Below are 23,179 nucleotides of genomic sequence, written 5' to 3' on the forward strand. Positions count from 1 at the left end.
CAACAGGAACACCCCGGCATGGAAGCACCTGATCCCTTCGCTGATGGCATGCCGCTACCGTGGGCATGGCAGGAAACGTTGGCCGATGCGCGCATCGAGCGGCAGTCGATCGGCGTGTCGCGCGCGGATGTAGCCCGTGTGCAACGGCCGGGGCAGGCCGATGCCTTCGTGAAGTCGGAAGTGATCGACGCCTTCAGTGAGCTCGGTGATGAGATCGCGCGCCTGCGCTGGCTGCAGGAACAGGGACAACCGGTACCAACGGTAATTGCCACCGCCGAAGAAGCGGGCCGGCGCTGGTTGCTGATGAGCGCGCTGCCCGGCCGCGACCTGGCTTCGTCGCCGGAACTCGCGCCGCAGCAGCTGGTGGAAATGCTGGCCGACGCGCTGCGCGGGCTGCATGCGTTGCCGCTGGCAGCCTGCCCGTTCGACCAGCGACTGGCCTCGCGCCTGCAGGCCGCGCAGGCCCGCGTCGAAGCGGGCTTGGTGGATGCCGATGATTTCGATGACGAACGCTTGGGCCAGAGTCCGCAGCAGGTCTTCGCTGAACTGTGCAGCACCCGGCCCGATCATGAAGACCTGGTGGTCAGCCATGGCGATGCCTGCCTGCCGAACCTGATGGTGGTCGAGGGGCGTTTCAGCGGTTTCATCGACTGTGGGCGACTGGGTGTTGCCGACCGCTACCAGGACCTGGCGCTGGCCGCGCGCAGCCTGGTCCACAACTTCGGCGACACGCGTTGGGTGGCGCCGTTGTTCCAGCGCTACGGCATGGTTGCCGACGAACGACGGCTGGCGTTCTACCGGTTGCTTGACGAATTCTTCTGAGCCCGCGCCTGGCTGGCGATGGCCGCGCAGATCAGGCCACCCACCACGCTCAGATGTTCCAGCGCGAAGAACAGGGCCAGCTGCTGTTCCGCGCCGTGCTTGGTCCAGAAGGTATGCACGACGACGATGGTCAGCAGCATGAACACTGCCAGCGCGCCGCTGCCCAGCCAGAGCAGGCGATCAAGCAGCAGGCACAGTGCGCCGCCCAGCAGCACCACGGCGCTGGCGAGGTTGAACAGCACAGGCGGTTGCAGCCCGGCGGCCTGCATTTCGGCCACGCTGTTGTCCCACGCCAGCAGCTTGGCCAGGCCCGAGGACAGGAACACCACGGCCAGCAGCAGCCGGGCGAGGAACCACAGCACGCGGCTGTCGAGCAGGGTGGCGATCATCCGTGGCATGCAGGAACTCCGGGTTGAGCGTTGGGCGGGCCGGGCAGCATCGGGCCTCAACAGCGGTTGAGGTCAAGGCTGGCTGAACGAAGCCCGATGGTGGTCGGGTTGTCGCCTTTTAATTGGACGAACGTTCGTTCACTATTTGCGCCATGAGCCGAGCCGACCGCAACGAGCAACGCATCGCGCAGATCCTGCAGGCCGCCCTGCAGTGCTTCCTCGCGAAGGGATTCCACCAGACCAGCATGCGTGACATCGCGCAGGCGGCCGGTGTCAGCCTGGGCAATCTCTACAACCACTTCCCGGGCAAGGAGGCGATCATCCTTGCCGTGGCGGTGGCTGAGAGCGAAGAGCTGGCACCGTTGCTGCAGCGACTGGCCGCGTCCGAAGGCGAGCGCGCACAGGTGCTGGCTTTCCTTCGGGACTTCCACGCACTGTGCCGGCAGCCGGAATGGGCGACGCTCGCCGTCGAAGTGCTGGCCGAGAGCGCACGCAATCCGGCCGTAGCCGAGGCATTTGCGGCCAATCGCAGGCAGTTGCAGGCGGTCCTGGCCGAAGCGCTGCAGCAGGTGGCACAGCGCGAACACCGGCGTCCCGTGTTGGCACCGGCATTGCAGGCGCAGGTGCTGCTGGATGCCATTGAAAGCGATGCACTGCGTCGGGGGCTGGGCGAAGCCGGTGGCGGCGATGAGGCATCGCTGGATCTTGGCCTGCTCGCGCTGCTGCTCGGGGCGCGCGCATGAGTGCCGTTGACCGGCGATTGCACGGCCTTGATCTGGCGCGCTACCTGGCCTTGGCCGGCATGGTGCTGGTCAACTTCCGCCTGGCGATGGCCGTGCCGGCAGAGGGCGCCGGATGGTTGGCAGGCTTCTTCCACTTTCTGGAGGGCAAGGCTTCGGCGACGTTCGTTACGTTGGCTGGCTTGGGCCTGGTGTTGGCCACGCAGCGGCAAGGGTGGTGGCCGGCCAGCGTGCAGACCTGGAGGCGCGCGCTGTTCCTGATGGTGCTGGGCCTGCTCAACCTGACCCTGTTCCCGGCCGATATCCTGCACTACTACGCGGTGTATTTCGCGCTGGCCGTGGTGTGGCTGCGTGCCTCGCCGCGCGTGCTGCTGGCCAGCATCGTGGGCCTGGCGGCCTGTTCGTTCTGGGCGTTGCTGCATTGGGATTACAGCCAGGGATGGAACTGGCAGACGCTGGAATATGCCGGCCTGTGGCAATGGCCGGGCGCAGCCCGCAACCTGCTGTTCAATGGCTTCCACCCGTTGATGCCGTGGCTGTGCTTCTTCCTGCTGGGGATGCTGCTGGCACGGCTTCAGTTGTCGCAGCCGCGGGTACAGCATGCATTGCTGGTGCTGGGGCTGCTGCTGATCGGGGCTGGACATGGCGTGCAGCAGCTTGCGCAGGGAACGCCCTGGCAGGTGTGGCTGGGAACGCAGCCGATGCCGCCGGGACCGGCTTATGTGCTTACGGGTGCGGGTGCGGCCTGCAGTGTCATCGCCGCCTGCCTGTGGCTGGCGCGTGTGCGACCGGGTGACTGGTTGGAGCCGTTCACCGCGGCCGGACGCATGACCCTGACCCTGTATGTGGGCCACATCCTGCTGGGCATGGGCACGCTGGAAAGCCTGGGCCTGCTCGATGGCAGCGCGTCGCTCGCATCGGTGCTGCTGTGGGCGCTGCTGTTCCTGATGCTGGCGACGGGCGCGGCCTGGCTATGGTCGTGGCAGTTCGCACGCGGCCCGCTGGAGACGGTGATGCGGCGCATCGCAGGCTAGTTCCCTGGTCGTGCTGAATCGATGTTGTGACGGACATGTCTGTGCCGCGGCGAACGCATCTGCGATAGTGGTGGCAGGTAACACTTTCCGCTTGCATCCATGTCATTCGCTTCGGCGCAGCATCTCGGCGAAGTCCTGCAACAATCCTATGGCATCACCCCCACCGCCGTGGTGCCACGCCCGGTGGGCGCCGACGCCAATGCCAGCGTGTATCGCGTCGATGCGCGGCACGGGCAGTGGTGGTTGAAATGCCGTACCTACCAGGTCGCCCCAGCGGTGTGGGACAGCCTGCATTGGATGCGCGGCACGCTGGGTATCGATGAGATCGTCGCGCCGTGGCCGGCGTTGACCGGTGGTGCGTCTGTGCAGCGCTGGGGATTGCAGTTCACCCTGTTCCCGTATGTGGAAGGCCAGTCCGGATTCGAGGCGGCGTTGAGCCGCACGCAGTGGAAACGGCTGGGGGAGGTGCTGCGGCGCCTGCATGGCGCGCAGTTGCCAGCGGAACTGCAGCAGGCACTGCCGATCGTACGGCTGGAAACCGCGGCGCTGGAGACCGTCGGGCAATGGTTGGCCGGCGAGGGCCTGGCGGCCGCGAAGGACGGGCTGGGTCGCGCATTCGTTTCGGTATGGGATCAGCAGCATGCGCGCATCGCGGCGCTGCATGCGCAGGCACGGGAGCTGCTCGCGGCGTTGCAGGACGCGCCGGTAGACCTGCATCTGTGCCACACCGATCTGCATGCCGGCAACCTGCTGATGGGCAATGACGGGGGCCTGCACCTGATCGATTGGGATGGTCTGTCGCTGGCCCCGCGCGAGCGTGACCTGATGTTCATCGGTGCCGCTGTTGGCGGGCGCTGGGGTCGCGAGAATCCACTGGGGTTCGAGGAGGGCTACGGCAGCGATCGCGGTGACCCGCGCTGGATCGCCTGGTACCGGCACTGGCGCATTCTGCAGGACCTGATCGAGTTCCAGCAGGTGCTGCTGGGCAGTGACGGAGAGGACCGATCGCCGCAGTTGCGCCGGCAGTCGCTGCACTACCTGGGGGAGCAGTTCGCACCGGGCAATGTGTTCGATGCGGCGGAGCGGGTATATCGCGCGCTGGATCAGGTTCCAGGTCGTTGCCAGGATCGCCCTAGGTAGAGTCGACTGTTAGTCGACTGCGCTTCGATTGGAACAGGCAAAGCCCGCGCTGCGCGCGGGAGTCGACTAACAGTCGACTCTACCCATGGCCTGTCCATGCACGACCCGTGGCTTGCCCGTGCAGGCCCCATGGCTTGTCCATGCAGATGGTTTTCATTCGGCGGGCTTGGCTGCTGCCGAGGCCGCCGCGCTTGCGGCGCGGCGCGACAACACCGCTTCGCGGTGGGCGATGTAGGCGTTGGCGGCGAGGATGATGCCGGCACCGATGAGCGTCCAGCGATCCACGCTTTCGTTGAACAGCAGCCAGCCGAGCAGCGTTACCAGCGGCAGCTGCAGGAAGCTGATCGGGGTCAGCGCCGAGACTTCACCGAGGCGCAACGCCCGCGTCCACAGCAGCTGGCCGACGGTGCCCAGCACGCCGGTGGCCAGCAGCCACAGCCACGCCATGCCGGAGGGCCAGACCCAGACGAACAGTGCCGGGACCAGCGACAGCGGCACCCAGAACACGTAGGTGTAGAGCACCACGGTGTCAGCGCTGTCGACACGGGTCAGCTGCTTGATCTGGATCGCCACCAATGAGCTGAGCACGGCGGCTGCCACCGCTACCAGGCTGCCGGCGGTGAAGCCGGCGGTACCGGGGCGCACGATCACCAGCACACCGATGAATCCAACCACCACCGCGGCCCAGCGGCGTATACGCACGGTCTCGCCCAGCCACAGCACGGCGGCGATGGTGACGAACAACGGCGTGGAGTACGAGAGGGAAACCGCCTGCGCCAGTGGCAGATGGCCCAGTGCCCAGAACGCGCACAGCATCGAACCCAGGCCAATCGCACTGCGCACGAAGTAACGCGGCAGCTGCTGCGTTTTCAGTGGTGCATGGCCGGGGCGCAGCAGCATCGGCAGCAACGCGAGCAGGCCAAAGGCATTGCGAAAGAACGCCACTTCCTGGGTTGGTACGTACCGGGTGGCGTAGCGGATGGCGACGGCCATCAGGCCGAATGCCATCGTGCTGCCGAGCATCAGCAGCGCCGCCCGCATCGGGGTGGCGCTGGGGGAGAGGGCGGGGGTGTTCACCACTGTGCGCCGAGCAGGCGGGGCTCCGGTTCGATCGGCACGCCGAACTTCTCCAGCACCGAAGCGGAGATGCGTCGCGCCAGCGCCAGCAGTTCAGCACCGCTGGCATTGCCATGGTTGACCAGTACCAGCGCGTGGCTGGGGGCCACGCCGGCATCGCCTTCGCGGAAGCCCTTCCAGCCGCAGGACTCGATCATCCATGCCGCCGAGACCTTGCGCTTGTCGTCCTGCTCGGCCGGGAACACGGGCAGGTCGGGGAAGTGCTGCAGCAGGACGTCGACCTGTTCCAGCGGCAGCACCGGGTTCTTGAAGAAACTGCCGGCGTTGCCCAGCACATCCGGGTCGGGGAGCTTGCGGCGGCGGATCGCGATCACCGCGTTGGCCACGTCCACTGCGCTCGGCAGCTCCACGCCCTGTGCCTGCAGTTCCTCGCGGATGCCGGCATAGTCCATGCGCAGGTCGTGCAGCAGCGGCAACTTCAGTTCGATGGCGGTGATCAGGTAGCGGTCCATCTGCTGCTTGAACACGCTGTCGCGGTAGGTGAAGCGACACTGCTCGTTGTCCAGCCGTACCCAGGTTTGTTCCTGGCAGTCCCAGGCCTCGACCGCCTGGATGAACTCGCCGACCTGCGCACCGTAGGCGCCGATGTTCTGGATCGGCGCGGCACCGGCGGTGCCGGGAATCAGGGCCAGGTTCTCCAGCCCGGACAAGCCTTCCTGCAGCGACCACATCACCAGGCCATGCCAGGGGACGCCGGCCCCGGCGCGGATCACTGCGTGGTCAGCGCGGTGTTCCAGGAAACTGATGTCACGGTTGCCGAACACCAGCACGGTGCCCGGCAGGTCTTCGGCGATCAGTACGTTGCTGCCGGCACCCAGTACCAACAGGGGACCGCTGGCCACTTCGGGCAATGCCAGCACTTCCGGCAGCAGTGCGGCATCGTGCAGTTCCAGCAGCTGCGCGGCGCTGGCCTGCACGTGGAAGGTGTTCAGCGCCTGCAGTGGCGCATTGCGGGTGAGCGTCCAGCGCAGCGGGGCGTTGCCGTCGACGGTATCCATGGGCGCGCTCACAGTGGGGCCACCGCGCCGCGGCTCGGCGCTTCGCGGCGGCGACGGATCGCCTCCACGCATTCAGAGACCAGCGCCGGGCCACGGAAGATCAGGCCGCTGTAGCACTGCACCAGCGCCGCGCCCGCGGCCATCTTGGCCACCGCATCGGCACCGGACAGGATGCCTCCGACACCCACCAGCGGTACCGATTCGGGCAGGCGCGAGCGCAGACGGCGCAGCACCAGGGTGGACTGCTCCAGCACCGGCGCACCGGACAGGCCGCCGGCCTCGTTGGCCAGCGGATCGCCGGCCACCTTGCTGTGGTCGATGGTGGTGTTGGTGGCGATCACGCCGTCCACCTGCAGTTCGCCCAGCACGCGCGCGGCGGCATCGATGTCGCGGTCACTCAGGTCCGGTGCCACCTTGACCAGCATCGGCACGCGGCGGCCGTGGCGCGCCGCGAGGTCTTCCTGGCGGTCACGCAACTGGCTGACCAGCTGGCGCAGCGCGGTCTCTTCCTGCAATTCACGCAGGCCGGCGGTGTTGGGCGAGGAGATGTTGACGGTGATGTAGTCCGCCAGCGGATACACCTTGTCCAGGCAGGCGATGTAATCGTCCACCGCCTGTTCGTTCGGGGTGTCCTTGTTCTTGCCGATGTTGATGCCGAGCAGGCCGCGGCGGTTGCGCGCGCGCTCGACATTGCGCACCAGCGCGTCCACGCCCGCATTGTTGAAGCCCATGCGGTTGATGATCGCGTTGTGTTCCGGCAGGCGGAACAGGCGCGGCTGCGGGTTGCCGGCCTGCGGGCGCGGGGTGATGGTGCCGATCTCGACGAAGCCGAAGCCGAGCGCGAACAGCGCATCGATGTGCTCGCCATTCTTGTCCAGGCCGGCGGCCAGGCCGACCGGATTGGGGAAGGTCAGCCCGAACACCGTGCTGGGCATCGGCGCGATGCGTGCGGCCAGCAGCGGCGTGGTGCCGGTGCGGTAGGCCAGGTCCAGTGCGGACAGGCCGAGGCCGTGGGCGCGCTCGGCGTCGAGCGAGAACAGGAAGGGGCGGGCAAGCGAATACATGCGTCGGTTCAGTCCAGCGTGCCGAGGAAGGCTCGGGTTCGATATTCAAAAGCGACCTGGCCGTCGACCGCGTGGGCGGCGAACAGGTCCTGCAGAGCGTCGATCATCGGCGCGTGGCGAGGATGACCGGATTGGGGTGCGTAGGAGGAGGACAGCAGGCGCCCGCGCAGGGCGTCGAAGTCCAGATGCTGTACGTTCGGCAACTCCACCATGCCGCGCAGGCCGCGGCCGAACCAGGCCTGCATGGTGGCATCGTCCTGGTAGCGCTCGGCCACCGCGGTGTAATCGGTGCCGTAGTCCAGCAGCAGCTGTTCATAGCCGATCAGGAATGGACTGGCATCGAGCAGGCGCGAATTCCAGTAGATCAGTGCCAGGCCACCGGGGCAGAGGATGCGCTGCCACTCGGCGCGCACTGCCACGGTGTCGAACCAGTGGAACGCCTGCGCGACGCTGACCAGATCGATGCTGGCATCGTCCAGGCCGGTGGCCTCGGCGCGGCCATCGACGGCGGAAAAGCCCGCATACTGCGGTGCCAGCCACTCTTCGGCGGCGGCGCGCATGGCGGCGTTCGGCTCGACCGCCACCAGCGGATGACCGCTGGCCAGAAACTGACGGCTGGAAATGCCGGTGCCAGCACCGATGTCGGCGACACGGGCCTGGTGACTGACATCCATCGGGCCGTGCAGCCATTCCAGCAGCGCGGGCGGGTAATCGGGCCGGTAGCGGACGTAGTCGGCGACGCGGCTGCTGAAGCGTTCAGTGCTGTCGGAGGTGGTCATGGCGTCAGTTCGACACCGCGGCCAGCCACGCCAGGCCACCGAAGAACAGGATGAAGACCAGGATGGCGGCAAGTACCGCGCCGACCATCACCCAGCCCAGCACCAGGCCGGTAACGGCCAGGCCATCACCTTCCAGTTCGTGCGGGCGGCGGCGGATCTCGGCGCGGGCCATGTGGCCGGTGATGATGGCCACGATGCTGGCCACGAAGGGCAGGACGGTCCAGCTGGCGATGCCCATGACCAGGCTGACCACGGCCAGGGCGCTTGTCTGTCGGGGTGCCACGCTCATCGGGGTCCTCCTTGGCAGTGTGCACATGATAGTGCCTCTGCCCGGGCAATCCCATGCCCGGCGGATGCGATGGCAGGCGTGGACCCTGGTGGACAAACGAGGTGCCAGCCCTGGTAGGCGTCGACCTTGGTCGACGAAAGGCATGCCAACCAAGGTTGGCAGCTACCGGAGTGCCGGTATCAGCCCATCAACACCTGGCCGCCATCCACGTTGAGCACGCTGCCGGTGACCCAGCGCGCCAGCGGCGAGCACAGGAACAGGGCGGCGTCGGCAATTTCGCGCGGATGGCCGAAGCGGCCGAACGGGATCTTCGCCAGGGTGCCGTGGTACAGCGCCGGATCTTCGGTGCGACGGCGATCCCACAGGCCGTCATCGAATTCAATCGAACCGGGGGCGATGGCGTTGACCCGGATCCGGTCCTTGGCCAGCGCCAATGCCTGCGACGTGGTGTAGTGCGACAGCGCGGCCTTTGCGGCGGCGTAGGGCGCGCCACCGGGGCGTGGCTGCTGTGCGGCAATCGAGGACAGGTTGAGGATGCAGGCATCGCTGGATGCGCGCAGCCACGGCAGTGCCAGGCGCGAGGCCCGTACCGCCGCCATCAGGTCGATCTGCAGGCTGGCGGCCCAGCCATCCTCGTCGTCGGCCATGCCGTAGCCGGTAGCGTTGTTGATCAGTACATCGATGCCGCCGAGTGCATCGGCAGCGGCCTGCAGCCAGGCCTGGATCTGGCCGGCGTCGGCCAGATCGGCGGAGACGGTATGCAGTGGGGTGCCCTGTGCCTGCGCATCGGCACGCAGGGCATCCAGGCCGGCCTGGCCACGTGCGCAGACCGAGACCTGCGCACCGGCGCCGGCAAATGCCAACGCCATTTCACGACCGATGCCCTTGCTGCCGCCGGCGATCAGCACGCGGCGACCGGTGAAGTCGAGGGTCGGAGCCCCATTGGGGATCCGGCCCTGGGCAGGGGTCAGATCCCCGGAGGGGCTCTGACCCGCAGCCATGGCAGAAACGTCTGCCATCACAGATCGAACTTGATGCCCTGGGCCAGCGGCAGCGAGTCCGAATAGTTGATGGTGTTGGTCTGGCGGCGCATGTAGACCTTCCACGCATCCGAACCGGACTCGCGGCCACCGCCGGTGTCCTTCTCGCCACCGAAGGCGCCGCCGATCTCCGCACCGGACGTGCCGATGTTGATGTTGGCGATGCCGCAGTCGCTGCCGGCCGCCGACAGGAACTTCTCGGCAGTCTTCAGGTTCTGGGTGAAGATCGAGGACGACAGGCCCTGCGGCACGCCATTCTGCATGTCGATGGCTTCATCGAGGGTGTCGTACGGCATCACGTACAGGATCGGCGCGAAGGTCTCGTGCTGGACCACGGCATCGCTGTTCTTCAGGCCGGAGACAATCGCCGGCAGCACGAAGTTGCCGGCGCGGTCGATGCGGGTGCCGCCGGTTTCGATGGTGCCGCCGGCCGCCTTGGCCTGGGCGATGGCATCGAGGAACTGCTGCACGGCGCCGTCGCTGTTCAGTGGGCCCATCAGGTTGGCCGCATCGGTCGGGTCGCCGATCTTGCCTTCGACCTGCTTGTAGGCCTTGACCAGGGTGGCCAGCACGTCGGCGTAGATCGAGCGGTGCACGATCAGGCGGCGGGTGGTGGTGCAGCGCTGGCCGGCGGTGCCGACAGCGCCGAACACGATGCCCGGCACGGCCAGCTTCAGGTCGGCGGTTTCGTCCAGGATGATGGCGTTGTTGCCACCCAGTTCCAGCAGGCAGCGGCCGAGGCGACGCGCGACCTTCTCGTTGACGGTGCGGCCGACCTGGGTCGAGCCGGTGAAGCTGATCAGCGGCACGCGACGGTCATCGACCATCTTTTCAGACAGCGCGGTGCCGGCATCGTTGATCAGGAAGAAGATGTCCGGGAAGCCGGCTTCGCGCAGGGCGTCGTTGCAGATCTTCAGCGAGGCGATGGCGGTCAGCGGCGTCTTGTTGGACGGCTTCCAGATGCACACATCGCCACAGATGGCGGCCAGGAACGAGTTCCAGCTCCACACCGCGACCGGGAAGTTGAAGGCGGAGATGATGCCGACCAGGCCCAGCGGGTGGTACTGCTCGTACATGCGGTGGCCGGGGCGCTCGGAATGCATGGTGTAGCCGTACAGCATGCGGCTCTGGCCCACGGCGAAATCGGCGATGTCGATCATCTCCTGCACTTCGCCGTCGCCTTCCGGCTTGCTCTTGCCCATTTCCAAGGCGACCAGCGAGCCCAGCGCATCCTTGTGCTTGCGCAGCGCTTCACCGCACAGGCGCACGGCTTCACCGCGGCGCGGGGCCGGCGTGGTGCGCCAGACCTTGAAGGCTTCCTGGGCGCGGGCGACGACGGTCTCGTACTCGGCCTCGGTGGTCGCGCGGACCTGCGCGATCGGCTCGCCGGTGGTCGGGTTGACCGGGGTGATCAGCTCACCGCTGGTCGCGCTCGACCACTCCCCGTTGCCCAGGTACGTGCCAGCGTTGATCGCGTCCAGGCCAAGGGGCTTGAGCAGCTCGGAAGACATGCAGACTCCTGTGTTTCGTTACGTTGTTTGGTGCCATCGCGGGCAGGTGGGGGGCGCGATGAACTGAATCGCCGATGGTAGCAGAGCGGCCTGTCCGGCCATGGTGCAACGCGCCAGCGCCGCCGTGTGGAACATGAATGCTTGGAGGGTAGGGTGTGTTGCCTGTAAACTTCCCGGCTGCATGGCCCCGTAGCTCAGCTGGATAGAGCGTCCCCCTCCTAAGGGGAAGGTCGCCCGTTCGAATCGGGCCGGGGTCACCAGAATCAATAACTTAGGCAGACTCAGTGGTGAGCATTTCCCACTGTTTCCCGCATATCCACAGGATTTGGTCCCAGTGGTCCCAGCGGTCCTGCTCAGTACCTGAGCTTCGCCACCGCGCCATCGTCGCTCTCAGGCGTCAGATGGGCGTAGAACTTCTCGGTCGTGGCGTAATCAGCGTGCCCGGCCAGAATCTGCACCCGTCGCAATGGCACTCCGGCCATGACCGCAGCTGGGCGCGCGCTGCGCTCGGGACGGTTGGGCCGGCGCCGTGCGGCGATGGGCTTGTCTGGGTCGGCATGCTTGCTGGTCGACCTGCAGGCGCACTCGACTAGGTGGCCACCGCCGGCGGAGGCGCAGCGCTTGTCGCGGATGTGGCGCGCGCGGTGGCCGGCGGCGCAGTTCGGCAACCCTTCCGGATGGCTGATATGTTCCTGGGTCATGGCTTGGTGCACTCCTCCATGTGGTCCTGGAGCTTTTGCAGGAGGTAGGCCGCTTGCGCGGCGTCAATGGTGCCGGCAAGGTCGATGATGGAGGCAACTGGAAGTATGCGGAGATGGTGATCAATGCCGAGGCTCCGATGGTTGCATTCATCGGCGACCTTTACCCATTCTTCCCGCAGCTTCAGGAGATCGGCGCAAACCAGTTCAGGCTGACGCTGTGGACGAACACGCCCGCGCGTCTGCAGGGCTGGGCCTACGTGTTCGATCGTCCCGCCAACGAGGATGCGCAGTATCTGGCATTGTGGGATGCGAACGGCCGTCTGACTTATGCGCTGGGCGCAAAGCCCATGCGGATCATCGGTGTGGGCGGCGTCTTTCCCAATGCCAATGGTGGTATGGGAGAGGACAGGTTCCCTGACTTCACCGGCAAGACGGTCGCCGGGGTGATCTGCGCCCCTGCCACCAGCACTTTCCAGAACAGTTTCACCGTGATGGGAATCGGGAACGGGCAGGGTGTCAGTGGGAAACACGGCCTGTTCGGTAACGCCATCACCATTCCGAAGATCGGAACAGGCGGCTCGCCAAATCAGGCCGTGGTCGGGATCGTGATGGCCGTGCATGTGAAGAACTACTGACCGGTTGCAACGTACCGAGATGCCGCTGGGGTTCGGTTGAAGCGCGCCTATGCGACCTGCTGCAGCAGTCGCCGTTGTTCCGCGGCGTGTTCACCGCGCGGCTGACCCGGTAGGCCTGCAGTCGGTGGCCCGCTGTCCTAGGAGGCTGTCAGCTGATTCAATGCGCTGAGTAGGAATGCGTCTTGTCCGTTTCCTGCAGCGAACGAGAGTCCCACCGGAAGATGATCTACTGACAGAAGAGGCGCTGAGACCTCAGGTAGCCTGGCGACACCCGAGAATGCTGTAATAGCCATGGTTCTATCGTAAAAATCCAGTACTGAGTCCAGAGTTGTCAGGCTGTTCTTCAGTGGTGCGGCAAAGGGTGTTGTCGGGAAGCAGATGAGCGTACCCGGCCTGAAGAAGGTGTTTATCTTGCGGTGCAGTAACTCCCTGAGCTCCCAGCTTTGGGCAAGAGACGTCCGATCAAAGCTCACTACATTCGCATAGGCCTGTGAAAAGCCGTATCCCATCTGAGGCTTGTGGTGGTGAATCCAAGTGCCGAGCGTGCTTTGAACTTCGGCTGTTTGGATATTACGTAGCGCGCGAAGGTGGCATGCTTCGAGTGGAAGGTCTTCATTGGTGATGTCACTGAAGCGAAGAACCTCAAGGCTGACGCCAGACGCGCGAGACAGTGTCTCCAGTGTGGCATATCCAGTAGCTCGCACATCTTCGTCAGCAATGTCCATTGCGTCTTCAAGCACGACAAGTCGTTGAACTGCTTGTTGGGGTTCAACGTGGGCAGGGGATACCGCCTGCATTGCCTTGATCAGCACATCAAGCCCGCTGGCGATGACCCCGACTGTACTGACGCTCGGCATGAAGGGGAGAACTCCTGCTTCGGACACTCGGTGAAGGGATGGCCGTATTCCCATACACCACAGAAGCTTGCAGGAACCCGTATCGAGCCGCCTGAATCGGTGCCTAGCGAGAAATCGCAGGAGCCAGTCGCAACGGACGCGGCTGATCCGCTTGAAGAGCCGCCCGGAATTCGGTCCGGAGCTTTAGGGTTTAGCGGGGTTCCAAAGAACTGGTTCTGCCCCTCCAGGCTGTAGGTGAACTCATCTGCGACAACTTTGCCCACATATCGAGCGCCGGCGGCGAGAGCTAGGTCCACACAGACTGCGTTGTGCAACGCAGCGGGGTGTTCACTTGGCCAATCTGGTGAGCCGTATGAGGAAACCAGGCCGGCTACGTCGATGTTGTCCTTCACAGAGAACGTCACGCCGCTAAGCGTGCCCGCTAGAGTGGTTCTGATATCACCTTTGGAAAGAAAGGCGTTTGTATGTTCGCCAGATTCCATTTCTTGCTTCAACTTCATATGCAAATCGTGTAAGTGAGATGTCGGCCGGTTGCCGCTTTGACCCGCTGGCCAGTTCTTGCTTTTTCAGCTTAGACTGCCTCGCATGCCTTCTTGCACGGTTGCATCGATTAGGCCTTGGAACACCTCCTGTTGACCGGTCGGAAGTACAGTCTGCAGCGTGGCGCGGCGCTTGTCGGCGTTGAACAGAGATTCGACTGCCCAGCCAATCAGATACAGGGCTGCGAGGCAGCCTCCGGCCGTAGCAACCCGTCCATGGCAAACCAGGGGGCTGTCAATCGGCTCGACCCCCAAGGCTTCCAGGCTTCCGCGAGCGTCTGGGTGCGTCGTTGCACGTCGGGTCGGCAGCAGTCCAAGGCTCTCGAGAACGAAAGCTCCTGCGCAGATTGAACCGATGTACTGCTTGGACGGATCCAGCTTAAGGGAAGGCAAGAAGTTGGGGTCGCTAAGGGCGTCTGGAATGCCCTGCTTTCCGCTTGCAATCAATACCACGTCCGCTCGATTTGCTTCGCAAAGGGGGCCGTGAACCGTGATGAACAGACCATTGGAGGACCGAACTCTAGGGCTTGCGGCTAAGATTCGCACATTCCAGTCGTCTGTGTTCCTGCCCAAAATGTCCCACATCAAAAAAAGGTCGATATCGGTGAAGTTATCGAAAGTGATCAGCGCTATGGTCTTCAAAATTGCTTCCTGGAATCTACTAATTGTCTTTTCGCCTTCGCCTTCGCCTTCGCCTTCGCCTTCGCCTTCGCCTTCAGCTTGAGCGAGGGGGCAGCTGCAGCCGCATAACGACTTCTTCGAATTCATCTTGCTCGACGACTTCGAACCCGAATCGTTTGAAGAATCTTTGCATTACGTCATGGCCGGGGACATGGCATACCGAGATGCTGGTGTACTCGTCAAGCTGAGCAATCTCTTCGATAGCAAGGGCAATTGCTATGGTGCCCATCCCTTCCCCTTGCCGCCCGATATCGATCATGAGCTGATCGATGAAAATTTCATTTGGATGGCCGTTCTCATGGTTCGGATAGTACTGAAGGAATCCGACCGGGCATTCATCCAAATAGATTGCTCGATTGACGTAGTGCTCAAAGAACTTTGAAGCGGCAAGTGCTTCTGAATTGAGCGCCACATACTGTTCTTGGTCTTTGGAGATCTCCAAATTGATGATATCGACCCAGTTGCTCTTTGTTACCTGCCTCAAACTAATGTTCATACTCACTAAGCACATTCCGCAGACTTCGGTCGTCCAACTTTGACTCCGGCTCGTCAAGTCGTATTGAACGAAATTGCTCGCGGCTGGAGGTAGCGGCGCGCACGGCCGACGCACGTGTCTGCGGTGCCTGCGGCCAGCAGGACCCTCACTACGCTGCCACAAGGGGTCATCGCGCTGGGCTCTTTCCGAACTGCTCAGCCACGCGACCAGCGCGTTCGCAGGATCTGCGACGCCCGGCCGTATGCTTCCGGCCATGCTTCCCTCGCACCGCTACCAAGGTTTCCGCACCGCCCCGATTCCCTTTGGCTGGGTCCAGACGGGTGAGCGCTGGGCGCTCTGGTACGACGGCCGCGGGACGGCCGGCGTCGAACCCGATGGCGGCCTTGGGGTGCGCCTCTGGATGGAGAGCTGCAAGTTCTGGGAAGTGAAGGAAATCCGCGCCGCCAATGTCAGGCAGGCGAAGCGCTACGCCGCGCGTTGGTGCGCCGCCAGACTGTATCCCGAGCTGCCTCTGCGTGAGGCCGTTGCCCGGCTGACCGACAGCACGCCGATCCAGTTGCCCCTCGCCACTGCCCGATCTGCCGCCGACCCGCGAGCAACGGCAACAGGCCTGGCGCCTGGCGGAGGCCGGGACAGTGGAGGTGGCGCGAATCAGGGAAGCGCTGGAGCCACGCCGACCGCAGAAGGAGACCAAGCCAAGGGCGAGAGATCCCATGAAGGCGTGGGTCGGGGCAGGTAGAGAGCAGCTGTTCCGAGATCGAATCTGATGCCCCGTTCAGGGGAGGCGGTCGACCTTGCTTGCCCGTCAGACTTGCCCTTTCACCAGAGAGAGCAACGATGAGCGCCAGCATTCGCAAGACCGCCAGCTTCGGAGTCCCGTGGGAGTCGGCTTACGGGTACGTCCAAGCGGTCCGCGTCAACAACACGATTTTCGTGTCCGGACAGCTGTCCCATACGCCGGAGGGGCAGTTGGTCGCACCCGCAGAGCTGGGGGTGGATGGCAAGCCCGCCAACTTCGACACCATGGAAGCCCAGATGAGACGCACCTACGAGAACGCGCAAGTGCTGCTGGCAGAGTTGGGTGGGTCGCTGGCTGACGTGGTCGAGGAAACGCTGTTCGTTATCGACGTTCCGGCCGCGTTCGCGGCCAGCGGCAAGGTCCGGCCGGCCGTGTATGGTCAGCCGGTGCCGCAGGTTGCCAGTAACCTGATTGGGGTCTCGGCGCTGGCCTTCCCCGAGCAGCTGATCGAGATTGCCTTCCGGGCAGAAGTCCAGAGCTGAAGACAGGAGCGGATTGGGGGCGTACGCGCCTCATCCGCCAGGTCCGCGCCGGAGGCCGCGAGGGTGACCTGTCGATTCAGGCGAGAGAGCACTGGTGCTGTAGGGCGCAGCCCTCATGAGGAAATGTGAGCCCCACCGCCATCACGACGGCAGGGCTCAGTCCTCAGAAGGGTGCTACTGAAAGAACAAGCCCCACTGCGCAGGCAATCCAAGACAGAGTAAGCAGGAACAGCGTCCGTGGCCTATTGGTGAACCATTCGGCATTCCGCACCCTCGCTCTATAGGAAACGATGAGCGCGATGAAGACGAGGGATGGAATGATGTACGGCCAGACAAGAGCGCCCTTGGCACCCCTTCCGATCGACAGTCCGGCCAGCATCCATACTGCAGAGCTCATCGTCAGGATCAGAAATGCCCGGATAAGAATGCCGTTTCCGTGGATCAGTCGCTCTGATCCACGTTCTATGGGGTTAGGGAGTTCACTTGGCATTGTGCACCTGAGGGAGTGTAGGAACAGCCGATTCGGAAACCAACATATACCGGTGGAGATTTTGCGCCGATCCAACGGACGCCCAGGTTGTCGAGGTGTCGTAGCATTTCACCGCCCAGGCCTGCCGCAAGTGGGCCCGTCGGATAAATGTACGTTTGGTAACCTTGATCGGGGTTCGCTATATCCTTCTGCCCGTCAGGAATCACATTTCCTGCCGCGTCTCGCCCGGATCCGCGGATGTATCTCTATCCGTGATCCTGGCAGGTGTATTGCACGAGAATGCAGCGTTCAAACGCATTTCAGTTCCTTCCTGCAGTTGTAGATTGCGTGCAAGATAAGCGCAGCATGAACGTGCTGGTGTTTCACCTTATACTCGCGAGCCTAGCGCGAGCTTTTGCCGATTTTGGCGGAAGAGCTCTTTGATCACGTAGCACGGGTGCTTGGGAAAGGTGAACATTCGCCAGTCCTGCCTCTCGGGCTCCCTGATGGGCAGTGATCACCAGCGTCTTATCCCACGGCACCTTCCAGTGCTTTGGTCACAGTGGCCACAATGGCCAGTCAAGTGCGCAGAAGGGCCCAGACTGTCGAGCCTGTCATATTTGCCCGTATACCTGCGGGGTAGACTCGGTTGGCACGCATGAGGCGTGCACTACGCCAATACCGAGGACGATAGTCATGTTGAAGGGATTGAAACCTCTCACCGCTGCTGCGGTGTGCCTGCTCGGCCTGTCCGCCTTTGCCCAGAGCGCTGCTGCGGCGCAATGGGTAGACAGCGGCCGCACCGCGTACGTAAAGACCAGTTTCTTCGGCAGTTTCGCCTACCACACCTGCGACTCCAGCGGTGCGCAGATCCAGGGGTACCCGGGTAGCTGCGGCAGCGATGCCGGCAGTGGCTGGACGTCCAACTACACGGCCTCCAGTGACCTTGCCAACAGTCAGCTCATGGCCTGCAACCACAATCCGTTCCAGCTCGGCTCGGCCTGCTACGGCCTGGCGTATGCGATCAATGGCCAAGCGTACGCTGGCGGGCTGCCTGCCGCCTGCAATCTTGGCGCGCGCGCGGTGGTCACCGCGTCCAGCATGGAAACCGTCGAGATCCAATACGAAGAGCTCGACGTGGACACCATCGAATCGGCACGCGAGTACGTCTGCCGGTAAAGCGCCGACAGGTCGCCGCCGTCGAGTGCGGCGGCTTCCTGCATCGGACATCCGTCTCACGCACTGTTACCGCAGCCCAATTCGCGCAAGCACGTCCGCTGCAAGCGCCTGCTCATCACCCTCCAACCCAGGCAGCGGCCGCGGCAGGTTGACGGGACCACACAGGCTTCCATATGCCCGCACAGTTGCAACCGGTTCAACCTCGGCATTATCCGCGTATCGCTGGCTGGCTCGATTCGGTTGCAGCGACGCAACGCTGGGCTGGCCCGGGCGTTGCGTTTCCTCTGCTGCCTGAGGCATTCGCACGGGCTCTTGAACTGGCCGAGCGCCCGGGTTGGGTGCTGTTGGACGGGGAGGGTGCGTGCATGGGGTTCGGCCAGTACTGGTTGACCGCGCCCGGCACTGCCCACCTGGGCCGCATCATTGTCTCGCCGCAGGCGCGTGGGCGCGGCCTGGGCCGGGTGCTGATGCAGTTGTTGTGTGCCGAGGCCCTGCGGTCGCCGGATGTGCAGCGCCTGAGCCTGCGTGTCTATCATGACAACGTCGCGGCGGTCGCGCTCTACCGCGATTTCGGCTTCCAGCCGATGGAAGATGCCTCGACGCCGGAACTGTTGTTCATGCAGCGCAGCGACGGCTGAGCCGTGGGCAGCGGTACGGTCTGCTGCGCCTGCCATTCCCTGGCAGTGATGCGGCTGATGTGCTCGGTGCGGTAGTCGCCAAGGAAGCGGTTGAACTGGTTGACCTCGGTGTGGTGATGGCGGAAACCGCATTTGGCCTGCGCGCTCATTGATTGCAGGTTGTCGGCGAAGTAGCCGCACCACAACGCATCCAGCTGCAGATCCAGGAAGGCATGCCGCATCACCTCACGTACAGCTTCGGGTACCAGGCCACGACCCCAGTACGGTACGCCGATCCAGTAGGCGATCTCTCCCTCGCGCTCGCCCAAGCTGAAGTTGCTGTCAGCACCGATCAGGATGCCGACGCATCCGATGGCACGCCCGTTCTCGCGGCTCTGCAGGGCGTAGACCTCCGGTCGGTTGAACACGGTGCGGATGATGTCGGCACTCTCCTCTACGCTGGCATGCGGTGGCCAACCGGCGATGGGCCCCACGCGCGGGTCGCGGGCGTACTCGTACAGATCGGCGGCGTCACTGTCGCGCCAGGGGCGCAGGATCAAGCGTTGGGTGGCCAGTTGCATGGCGGGTCCGTCGGTGGAAAGAGAGTGCACAGGCTAGGTTTCGACGGGCGGGGAGCACAGGGCGGGACCTTGATGGTTTCGGTACTTTTCACAACTTCTTCGTTCGGGCGGATATGCTCTGCCGCGATATCCCAGTGGATCGGCCCATGGATCGCATTCCCCAGCTTCTGGAACAGGACGAATCCATGCGCTTGGAAGTCAGTACGTTGGCTGAAGGCTTGGGTGTTCCGCTGTCGTTCGGGCACGCCTATCTGACGGTGCTGGTGTGCGTGTCCGGGCGTGCGCGGTTCGCACTGAACTTCCGCGAAGTGGCGGTGCAGCGGCACGACGTACTGGTGCTGGCGGAGGATACGCTGACGCTGCTGCGGCAGCGTTCGCGCGGCTTCCTTGTGGTGGCCTGCCTGGTGCCGAAAGCGCTGGCCTCGGAGGTGGCCTATGTGCTGCCCAATGCACTGTTCAAGTTCCTGCACGAGCACCCTCATTGTGTACCGTCACCGCTGGAGGTGCCGCTGCTGCAGGGTTGGCTGCAGCAGTTGATGGATGCCCAGCACAACGGTGGCCGCCATCGGCAAGTGATGCTGCGCAACCTGCTGCAGACGTTTTTCCTGAAGTTCGCCACACTGCTCCCGGCATACTACGAGGCGGCGCCGCCGGTCGGCCGACGCGAGCGCCTGGCCTGGAGCTTCTGGGAACTGGTCGGCCAGCGCAGCACGCGCCAACGCGACGTGCAGTCCTACGCCGAGGCGCTGTGCATTACCCCGTTCTATCTCTCGCAGGTGACCCGGGAATGCTTCGGCGAAACGCCGAAGGCGTTGATCGACCGCCAGGTGGTGCTGGAGATCAAGGCGCTGCTGAGCTACAGCGAACTGCCGATCGGTCGCATCGCCGAACGCCTGTGTTTCGAGGACGCGTCCTACCTGTGCCGCTATTTCCGGCGGCACACCGGCCAATCGCTGACCGGCTACCGCCGGGCGGGGCAGGGCGGTATCAGTGCGATACGAACAAGGGCGCCGGTACTTCGGCAAGCAGATCCTCGGTGACCCCGCCGAGCACGCGTTCGACCACGCGACTGCGGCTGTAGGGCCCCAGCACCAGCAGATCGGCTTCGGCATCAAGTACATGCTGGCGAATGGTGGCAGCTACGCCCCCTTGGCTGGAGCTGATCGCCTGTATCTCCACTTCAACGCCGTGCCGCGCCAGATGCTGGGCCATTTCAGCGCCGGGTGCCGCTTCAGCCTTGGGCGTGTCGACCATCAGCAGGTGCACGGCCTGCGCCCGGGCCAGCAGAGGCAGGGCATCTGCCACCGCACGACGGGCCTGCTTGCTGGCATTCCAGGCCACCACGATACGCCGGCCGACCTGCTCGCCCTTCCAGTGCGGCGGCACCAGCAGCATCGGTACCCCGGTCTGGCGCAGCGTGCCCAGTGGATGCCAGCCGGAGGGCGCGCCTGGTGTGTGCGGATAGCCGGCGATGATCAGGTCGCAGTACAGCGACTGCAGCGCCAGGTCGGCGCCACCCAGGTAGTCCGAGACGATGCGCAGTTCGGTGCTGATCTGCAGCGGCTCGGACACGGCACGCAGGTTCTGCATCAGCTGTGCGGTGCAGGCGGCATCCGCGCGGGCCTCGTGGTCCAGCGCGGCGGCGATGCCGGCACCGCGCGCGAAGCCGTTGGCGATGTCGGTGGGATGCAGGGCCGTGGAGACTGCGACCAGATGCGCCTGCTGGGCCTGCGCCAGGTCGGCGGCGATGTTGAGAACGCGGTGCCCGGTGTCGCTGGCGTCGAACAGCACGGCGATATCGCGTAGTGGGTGCAGCATGGCGTTGTCTCCCTCGATGCCTGTGACGCGTTCCCTGCCGTGCACCGACCCGGGTGCACCGGACGCACCCCCGTTGTAGCGCATCCGTGATTCGGATGAATCATATTTGATTCAGTTTATTAATTGATGATTCATGCTAGCGTGAGGGCCAGCCCACACCCCATCGCTTTTCATGCGACCTGCCGCAGCACGTACACGACGCGACCTGCCCCATGCGCTGGCGGCCACCCTGGTCAGCCATCCACGCTGCACCCTCAGCGAACTCGCGCGCGGGGCGGGCATCAGCCGCGCGACCCTGTACCGGTTTGCGCCTACCCGGGAGGCGATCGACGAGGCCCTGTTCGCGGCCGGTTTCGAGCGCGTGGAAGCCGCGGCGGCCTGGTTCGACCAGGGCGGTGATGCACGCCACGTGCTGGAGCAGGTCACCGCCACGCTGCTGGCGGACTGGGAGCTGGTGACGCTGCTGTTCGCACGGATGATGGAAGAACAGCAGCGCCTGGGCGACCTGCACCTGCTGCCGGAGCGCTGGGCGCCGATCGGCGAGCGCTTCGAGGCCTTCTTCCTGCGGGGTCAGGCGGCCGGAGAGTTCAACGTCGGTTTCACCGCGGTGTGGCTCGCGGACTTCTACTGGAGCTGTTTCTACGGCATCACCTGGTCACTGGCACGCGGTCGGCTGGCGCCGGCAGCGGCAGCCTCTACGCTGCTGGCGTCGTTCCAGCGCGGGGCGATGATGGGTTGACCGCAGGGGTTTCCTGCGGGAGCGCCGTGGCTTACGCCTGCCTGAGCAGCTGCACCAGCTGGCGCAGGCGATAGGGCTTGGGCAGGAACTCCACCTGCTCTGGCAGCGGCGGCAGCTGCGAACGGGCATAGCCGGACGAGAGGATCATCCTTGCCTGCGGCTGTTCGCGTGCCACATGCTCGCTCAGCTCGATGCCGGACATGCCGTTGGGCATGCTGACGTCGCTGAACACCACGTCGAAACGTGCTTCGCCCTTGAGCAGTTCCGCCGCCTCGTGGCCATCGGCGGTCGTGGCCACATCGATGCCGAGTTCGCGCAGGGCCAGGCCGATCATTTCACGCAGATCGGTCTGGTCTTCCACCATCAGTACGCGGATCGGGTCATCGGTCATCGGCAGGGTCCTCCATTGCGGGTAGCAGCAGGCTGACCGTGGTGCCGACACCGGGCGTGGTGGACACGTCGACGAAGCCGCCGCTCTGGGTAGTGAATCCGAACACCTGGCTCAGGCCCAGGCCGCTGCCTTTGCCGATGTCCTTGGTGGTGAAGAAGGGCTCGGTGGCCCGTTCGGCGATGTCGGCCGCCATCCCGTGGCCTTCATCGCAGACGCTGAGGGTGACATAGCCACGTTGCAGCGTGGAGTCCGCGTCCGGGTCGAGGCGATGCTCCAGCGCGGTGCCGATCAGGATGCGACCGCCTTCAAGGGTAGCATCGGCGGCATTGGCGACCAGATTGGCCAGCGCCGTCTGCAGCTGCGCCGCATCGGTGTTGACCGCAGGCAGGCCGGGTGCCAGCTGGGCATCCAGCATCACCGTGGACGGGCAGGCGCGTTGCAGGTCCGGCAGCCACTGCTGTATCAACACGTTGATATCCAGTGGTTCGCGGATCAGGGTCTGGCCAGTGCTGAACGCCAGCAGCTGGCGGGTCAGCAGCGCACCACGATCGGTCGCGCTCTGCGCGGCATCGAGCAGCTCGGCGGCGCGCGCATCGTCACCGCCAACGCGCAGGGACAGCAGGTCAAGTGCGTTGCCGATGGTGGTCAGCAGGTTGTTGAACTCATGCGACAGGCCGCGGCTGAGTCGGCCGACGGCCTCGAACTGTTGGGTATTGCGCAGCGCTCGTTGGGCATCACGCAGCAGGCGCTGTGCCTGCCACTGCTCGGTGATGTCGCGGGTGATCTTGACGTAGCCGAGCAGCTCACCCGCTTCAATCACCGGCTCGATGACAACACTTGCACGGAACGACGAGCCATCGCGGCGTACCCGCCAGCCCTCATTGGCAACGTGGCCATGCTGCGCTGCATGGCGGAGCAGGCGTTGCGGTTCTCCTGCCTCGCGGTCGGCGGCCAGGTAGAAGCGACCAAAGTGGGTGCCCACCACTTCATCGGCTGAATAGCCCTTGATGCGCTCCGCACCCGGGTTCCAGCTGCAGACGATGCCATCCGGATCAAGCAGGTACAGCGCATGGTCGCGCACGCTGTCGATCAGCAGTCGCAGTTGGCGGGAAGGGTCCGTCAGCACGGACGTCGTAGAGGCGGCAGCGTCCACGTAAAAATAAGTGTTACCCCTGTGAGGGACGTGAAGCTAGGCATTCAAGTGTGAAGGAGGCGTGGAGGCGGGACACGTGCCATTTGTCCTGTGCGGCTG

At 64.5% G+C, this 23,179-nt stretch carries 27 protein-coding genes, 1 tRNA gene and 1 pseudogene; 12 read left to right on the forward strand and 17 right to left on the reverse strand.

What is annotated here, in order from left to right; all coding sequences use genetic code 11:
• Positions 1-18: 18 nt before the first annotated feature.
• Entirely contained in the window at positions 19-822 is an 804-nt protein-coding gene (locus AC5P78_RS18100; RefSeq protein ID WP_005409358.1) for an APH(3')-II family aminoglycoside O-phosphotransferase, read from the forward strand.
• On the opposite strand, the gene AC5P78_RS18105 is transcribed toward AC5P78_RS18100, so the two are convergent.
• Positions 795-1,220 carry a DoxX family protein gene (locus tag AC5P78_RS18105; protein WP_060380028.1) on the reverse strand — a complete coding sequence of 142 codons (426 nt, stop codon included), beginning with the start codon at positions 1,218-1,220 and terminating at the stop codon, positions 795-797. The two genes, AC5P78_RS18100 and AC5P78_RS18105, sit on opposite strands and share 28 nt — an antisense overlap.
• A gap of 143 nt (positions 1,221-1,363) precedes the next feature.
• On the opposite strand from AC5P78_RS18105, the gene AC5P78_RS18110 reads away from it, so the two are divergent.
• From AC5P78_RS18110 to AC5P78_RS18120, 3 genes are all read left to right on the forward strand, one after another.
• Positions 1,364-1,954: a TetR/AcrR family transcriptional regulator gene (locus AC5P78_RS18110; RefSeq protein ID WP_235643708.1), complete on the forward strand. Its 591-nt coding sequence runs from the start codon at positions 1,364-1,366 to the stop codon at positions 1,952-1,954.
• Positions 1,951-2,985 (forward strand): DUF418 domain-containing protein, encoded by a 1,035-nt coding sequence (locus AC5P78_RS18115; RefSeq protein ID WP_076738962.1) that lies wholly within the window; start codon positions 1,951-1,953, stop codon positions 2,983-2,985. Before AC5P78_RS18110 ends, AC5P78_RS18115 begins: the two co-directional genes overlap by 4 nt.
• A gap of 99 nt (positions 2,986-3,084) precedes the next feature.
• Positions 3,085-4,125, forward strand: coding sequence for an aminoglycoside phosphotransferase family protein (locus AC5P78_RS18120; RefSeq protein ID WP_012480001.1), 1,041 nt, complete (start codon positions 3,085-3,087; stop codon positions 4,123-4,125).
• 153 nt (positions 4,126-4,278) lie between these two features.
• Here the strand turns inward: AC5P78_RS18120 and AC5P78_RS18125 are convergent, their stop codons facing one another.
• The 7 genes from AC5P78_RS18125 to amaB form a co-directional block, all read right to left on the reverse strand.
• Complete coding sequence (locus AC5P78_RS18125) at positions 4,279-5,166, reverse strand: DMT family transporter (RefSeq protein WP_032966688.1); 888 nt, start codon at positions 5,164-5,166, stop codon at positions 4,279-4,281.
• Positions 5,167-5,198: 32 nt separating this feature from the next.
• Positions 5,199-6,260 carry a UDP-N-acetylmuramate dehydrogenase gene (gene murB / locus AC5P78_RS18130; RefSeq protein WP_005409364.1) on the reverse strand — a complete coding sequence of 354 codons (1,062 nt, stop codon included), beginning with the start codon at positions 6,258-6,260 and terminating at the stop codon, positions 5,199-5,201.
• 8 nt (positions 6,261-6,268) lie between these two features.
• A complete protein-coding gene (locus AC5P78_RS18135) occupies positions 6,269-7,324 on the reverse strand; it encodes a quinone-dependent dihydroorotate dehydrogenase (protein ID WP_005409365.1) in 1,056 nt (351 codons plus the stop codon).
• Between the two features lie 8 nt (positions 7,325-7,332).
• Entirely contained in the window at positions 7,333-8,103 is a 771-nt protein-coding gene (locus AC5P78_RS18140; RefSeq protein WP_414498262.1) for a class I SAM-dependent methyltransferase, read from the reverse strand.
• A gap of 4 nt (positions 8,104-8,107) precedes the next feature.
• On the reverse strand, positions 8,108-8,392 hold the full coding sequence (locus tag AC5P78_RS18145; RefSeq protein ID WP_005413144.1) for a DUF4190 domain-containing protein: 285 nt from the start codon (positions 8,390-8,392) through the stop codon (positions 8,108-8,110).
• Between the two features lie 179 nt (positions 8,393-8,571).
• Positions 8,572-9,411, reverse strand: a complete 840-nt coding sequence (locus AC5P78_RS18150) for an SDR family NAD(P)-dependent oxidoreductase (protein WP_076738965.1) — start codon at positions 9,409-9,411, stop codon at positions 8,572-8,574.
• The gene (gene amaB / locus AC5P78_RS18155) at positions 9,411-10,943 is read right to left on the reverse strand and encodes an L-piperidine-6-carboxylate dehydrogenase (RefSeq protein WP_414498263.1); all 1,533 of its coding nucleotides are present in this window, start codon (positions 10,941-10,943) and stop codon (positions 9,411-9,413) included. Before amaB ends, AC5P78_RS18150 begins: the two co-directional genes overlap by 1 nt.
• Positions 10,944-11,126: 183 nt before the next feature.
• On the opposite strand from amaB, the gene AC5P78_RS18160 reads away from it, so the two are divergent.
• Positions 11,127-11,203 (forward strand) — tRNA-Arg (locus AC5P78_RS18160).
• 93 nt (positions 11,204-11,296) lie between these two features.
• On the opposite strand, the gene AC5P78_RS18165 is transcribed toward AC5P78_RS18160, so the two are convergent.
• On the reverse strand, positions 11,297-11,644 hold the full coding sequence (locus tag AC5P78_RS18165) for a hypothetical protein (protein WP_099561529.1): 348 nt from the start codon (positions 11,642-11,644) through the stop codon (positions 11,297-11,299).
• A gap of 53 nt (positions 11,645-11,697) precedes the next feature.
• Between AC5P78_RS18165 and AC5P78_RS18170 the strand changes: the two genes are divergently transcribed.
• Positions 11,698-12,279: a hypothetical protein gene (locus tag AC5P78_RS18170; RefSeq protein WP_241899260.1), complete on the forward strand. Its 582-nt coding sequence runs from the start codon at positions 11,698-11,700 to the stop codon at positions 12,277-12,279.
• 137 nt (positions 12,280-12,416) lie between these two features.
• Here AC5P78_RS18170 and AC5P78_RS18175 read toward each other — a convergent pair whose 3' ends face one another.
• From AC5P78_RS18175 to AC5P78_RS18190, 4 genes are all read right to left on the reverse strand, one after another.
• Complete coding sequence (locus AC5P78_RS18175) at positions 12,417-13,136, reverse strand: amidase family protein (RefSeq protein WP_414489471.1); 720 nt, start codon at positions 13,134-13,136, stop codon at positions 12,417-12,419.
• Complete coding sequence (locus AC5P78_RS18180) at positions 13,085-13,636, reverse strand: amidase family protein (RefSeq protein ID WP_199164049.1); 552 nt, start codon at positions 13,634-13,636, stop codon at positions 13,085-13,087. The genes AC5P78_RS18175 and AC5P78_RS18180 overlap by 52 nt, the downstream gene beginning before the upstream one ends.
• Before the next feature lie 66 nt (positions 13,637-13,702).
• Positions 13,703-14,443: a DJ-1/PfpI family protein gene (locus AC5P78_RS18185; protein ID WP_495217316.1), complete on the reverse strand. Its 741-nt coding sequence runs from the start codon at positions 14,441-14,443 to the stop codon at positions 13,703-13,705.
• Complete coding sequence (locus tag AC5P78_RS18190; protein ID WP_087803449.1) at positions 14,391-14,852, reverse strand: GNAT family N-acetyltransferase; 462 nt, start codon at positions 14,850-14,852, stop codon at positions 14,391-14,393. Before AC5P78_RS18190 ends, AC5P78_RS18185 begins: the two co-directional genes overlap by 53 nt.
• Positions 14,853-15,093: 241 nt before the next feature.
• Here AC5P78_RS18190 and AC5P78_RS18195 point away from each other — a divergent pair.
• The 4 genes and pseudogenes from AC5P78_RS18195 to AC5P78_RS18210 all read left to right on the forward strand — a co-directional run bounded on the left by AC5P78_RS18195 (position 15,094) and on the right by AC5P78_RS18210 (position 18,419).
• Positions 15,094-15,619, forward strand: a pseudogene (locus tag AC5P78_RS18195) (hypothetical protein).
• Between the two features lie 70 nt (positions 15,620-15,689).
• Complete coding sequence (locus AC5P78_RS18200) at positions 15,690-16,133, forward strand: RidA family protein (RefSeq protein ID WP_099561527.1); 444 nt, start codon at positions 15,690-15,692, stop codon at positions 16,131-16,133.
• A gap of 1,165 nt (positions 16,134-17,298) precedes the next feature.
• On the forward strand, positions 17,299-17,781 hold the full coding sequence (locus AC5P78_RS18205; RefSeq protein ID WP_005409399.1) for a hypothetical protein: 483 nt from the start codon (positions 17,299-17,301) through the stop codon (positions 17,779-17,781).
• Between the two features lie 173 nt (positions 17,782-17,954).
• Positions 17,955-18,419, forward strand: coding sequence for a GNAT family N-acetyltransferase (locus tag AC5P78_RS18210; RefSeq protein WP_059034281.1), 465 nt, complete (start codon positions 17,955-17,957; stop codon positions 18,417-18,419).
• Here the strand turns inward: AC5P78_RS18210 and AC5P78_RS18215 are convergent.
• Positions 18,341-18,979, reverse strand: a complete 639-nt coding sequence (locus tag AC5P78_RS18215) for a GNAT family N-acetyltransferase (RefSeq protein WP_414498266.1) — start codon at positions 18,977-18,979, stop codon at positions 18,341-18,343. The two genes, AC5P78_RS18210 and AC5P78_RS18215, sit on opposite strands and share 79 nt — an antisense overlap.
• Positions 18,980-19,125: 146 nt before the next feature.
• On the opposite strand from AC5P78_RS18215, the gene AC5P78_RS18220 reads away from it, so the two are divergent.
• Positions 19,126-20,019: an AraC family transcriptional regulator gene (locus tag AC5P78_RS18220; protein WP_076738982.1), complete on the forward strand. Its 894-nt coding sequence runs from the start codon at positions 19,126-19,128 to the stop codon at positions 20,017-20,019.
• Here AC5P78_RS18220 and AC5P78_RS18225 read toward each other — a convergent pair.
• Positions 19,967-20,797 carry a universal stress protein gene (locus tag AC5P78_RS18225; RefSeq protein WP_005409403.1) on the reverse strand — a complete coding sequence of 277 codons (831 nt, stop codon included), beginning with the start codon at positions 20,795-20,797 and terminating at the stop codon, positions 19,967-19,969. The two genes, AC5P78_RS18220 and AC5P78_RS18225, sit on opposite strands and share 53 nt — an antisense overlap.
• Before the next feature lie 172 nt (positions 20,798-20,969).
• Here AC5P78_RS18225 and AC5P78_RS18230 point away from each other — a divergent pair, with 172 nt between their 5' ends.
• On the forward strand, positions 20,970-21,536 hold the full coding sequence (locus AC5P78_RS18230; protein ID WP_005409404.1) for a TetR/AcrR family transcriptional regulator: 567 nt from the start codon (positions 20,970-20,972) through the stop codon (positions 21,534-21,536).
• Between the two features lie 31 nt (positions 21,537-21,567).
• On the opposite strand, the gene AC5P78_RS18235 is transcribed toward AC5P78_RS18230, so the two are convergent.
• Both AC5P78_RS18235 and AC5P78_RS18240 read right to left on the reverse strand, forming a co-directional pair.
• Entirely contained in the window at positions 21,568-21,927 is a 360-nt protein-coding gene (locus tag AC5P78_RS18235; protein ID WP_012480014.1) for a response regulator, read from the reverse strand.
• Entirely contained in the window at positions 21,917-23,080 is a 1,164-nt protein-coding gene (locus AC5P78_RS18240; protein ID WP_394253808.1) for a two-component system sensor histidine kinase NtrB, read from the reverse strand. The genes AC5P78_RS18235 and AC5P78_RS18240 overlap by 11 nt, the downstream gene beginning before the upstream one ends.
• Positions 23,081-23,179: the final 99 nt, after the last annotated feature.

The sequence above is a fragment of the Stenotrophomonas sp. YJH_SMC_133 genome (assembly GCF_059370655.1).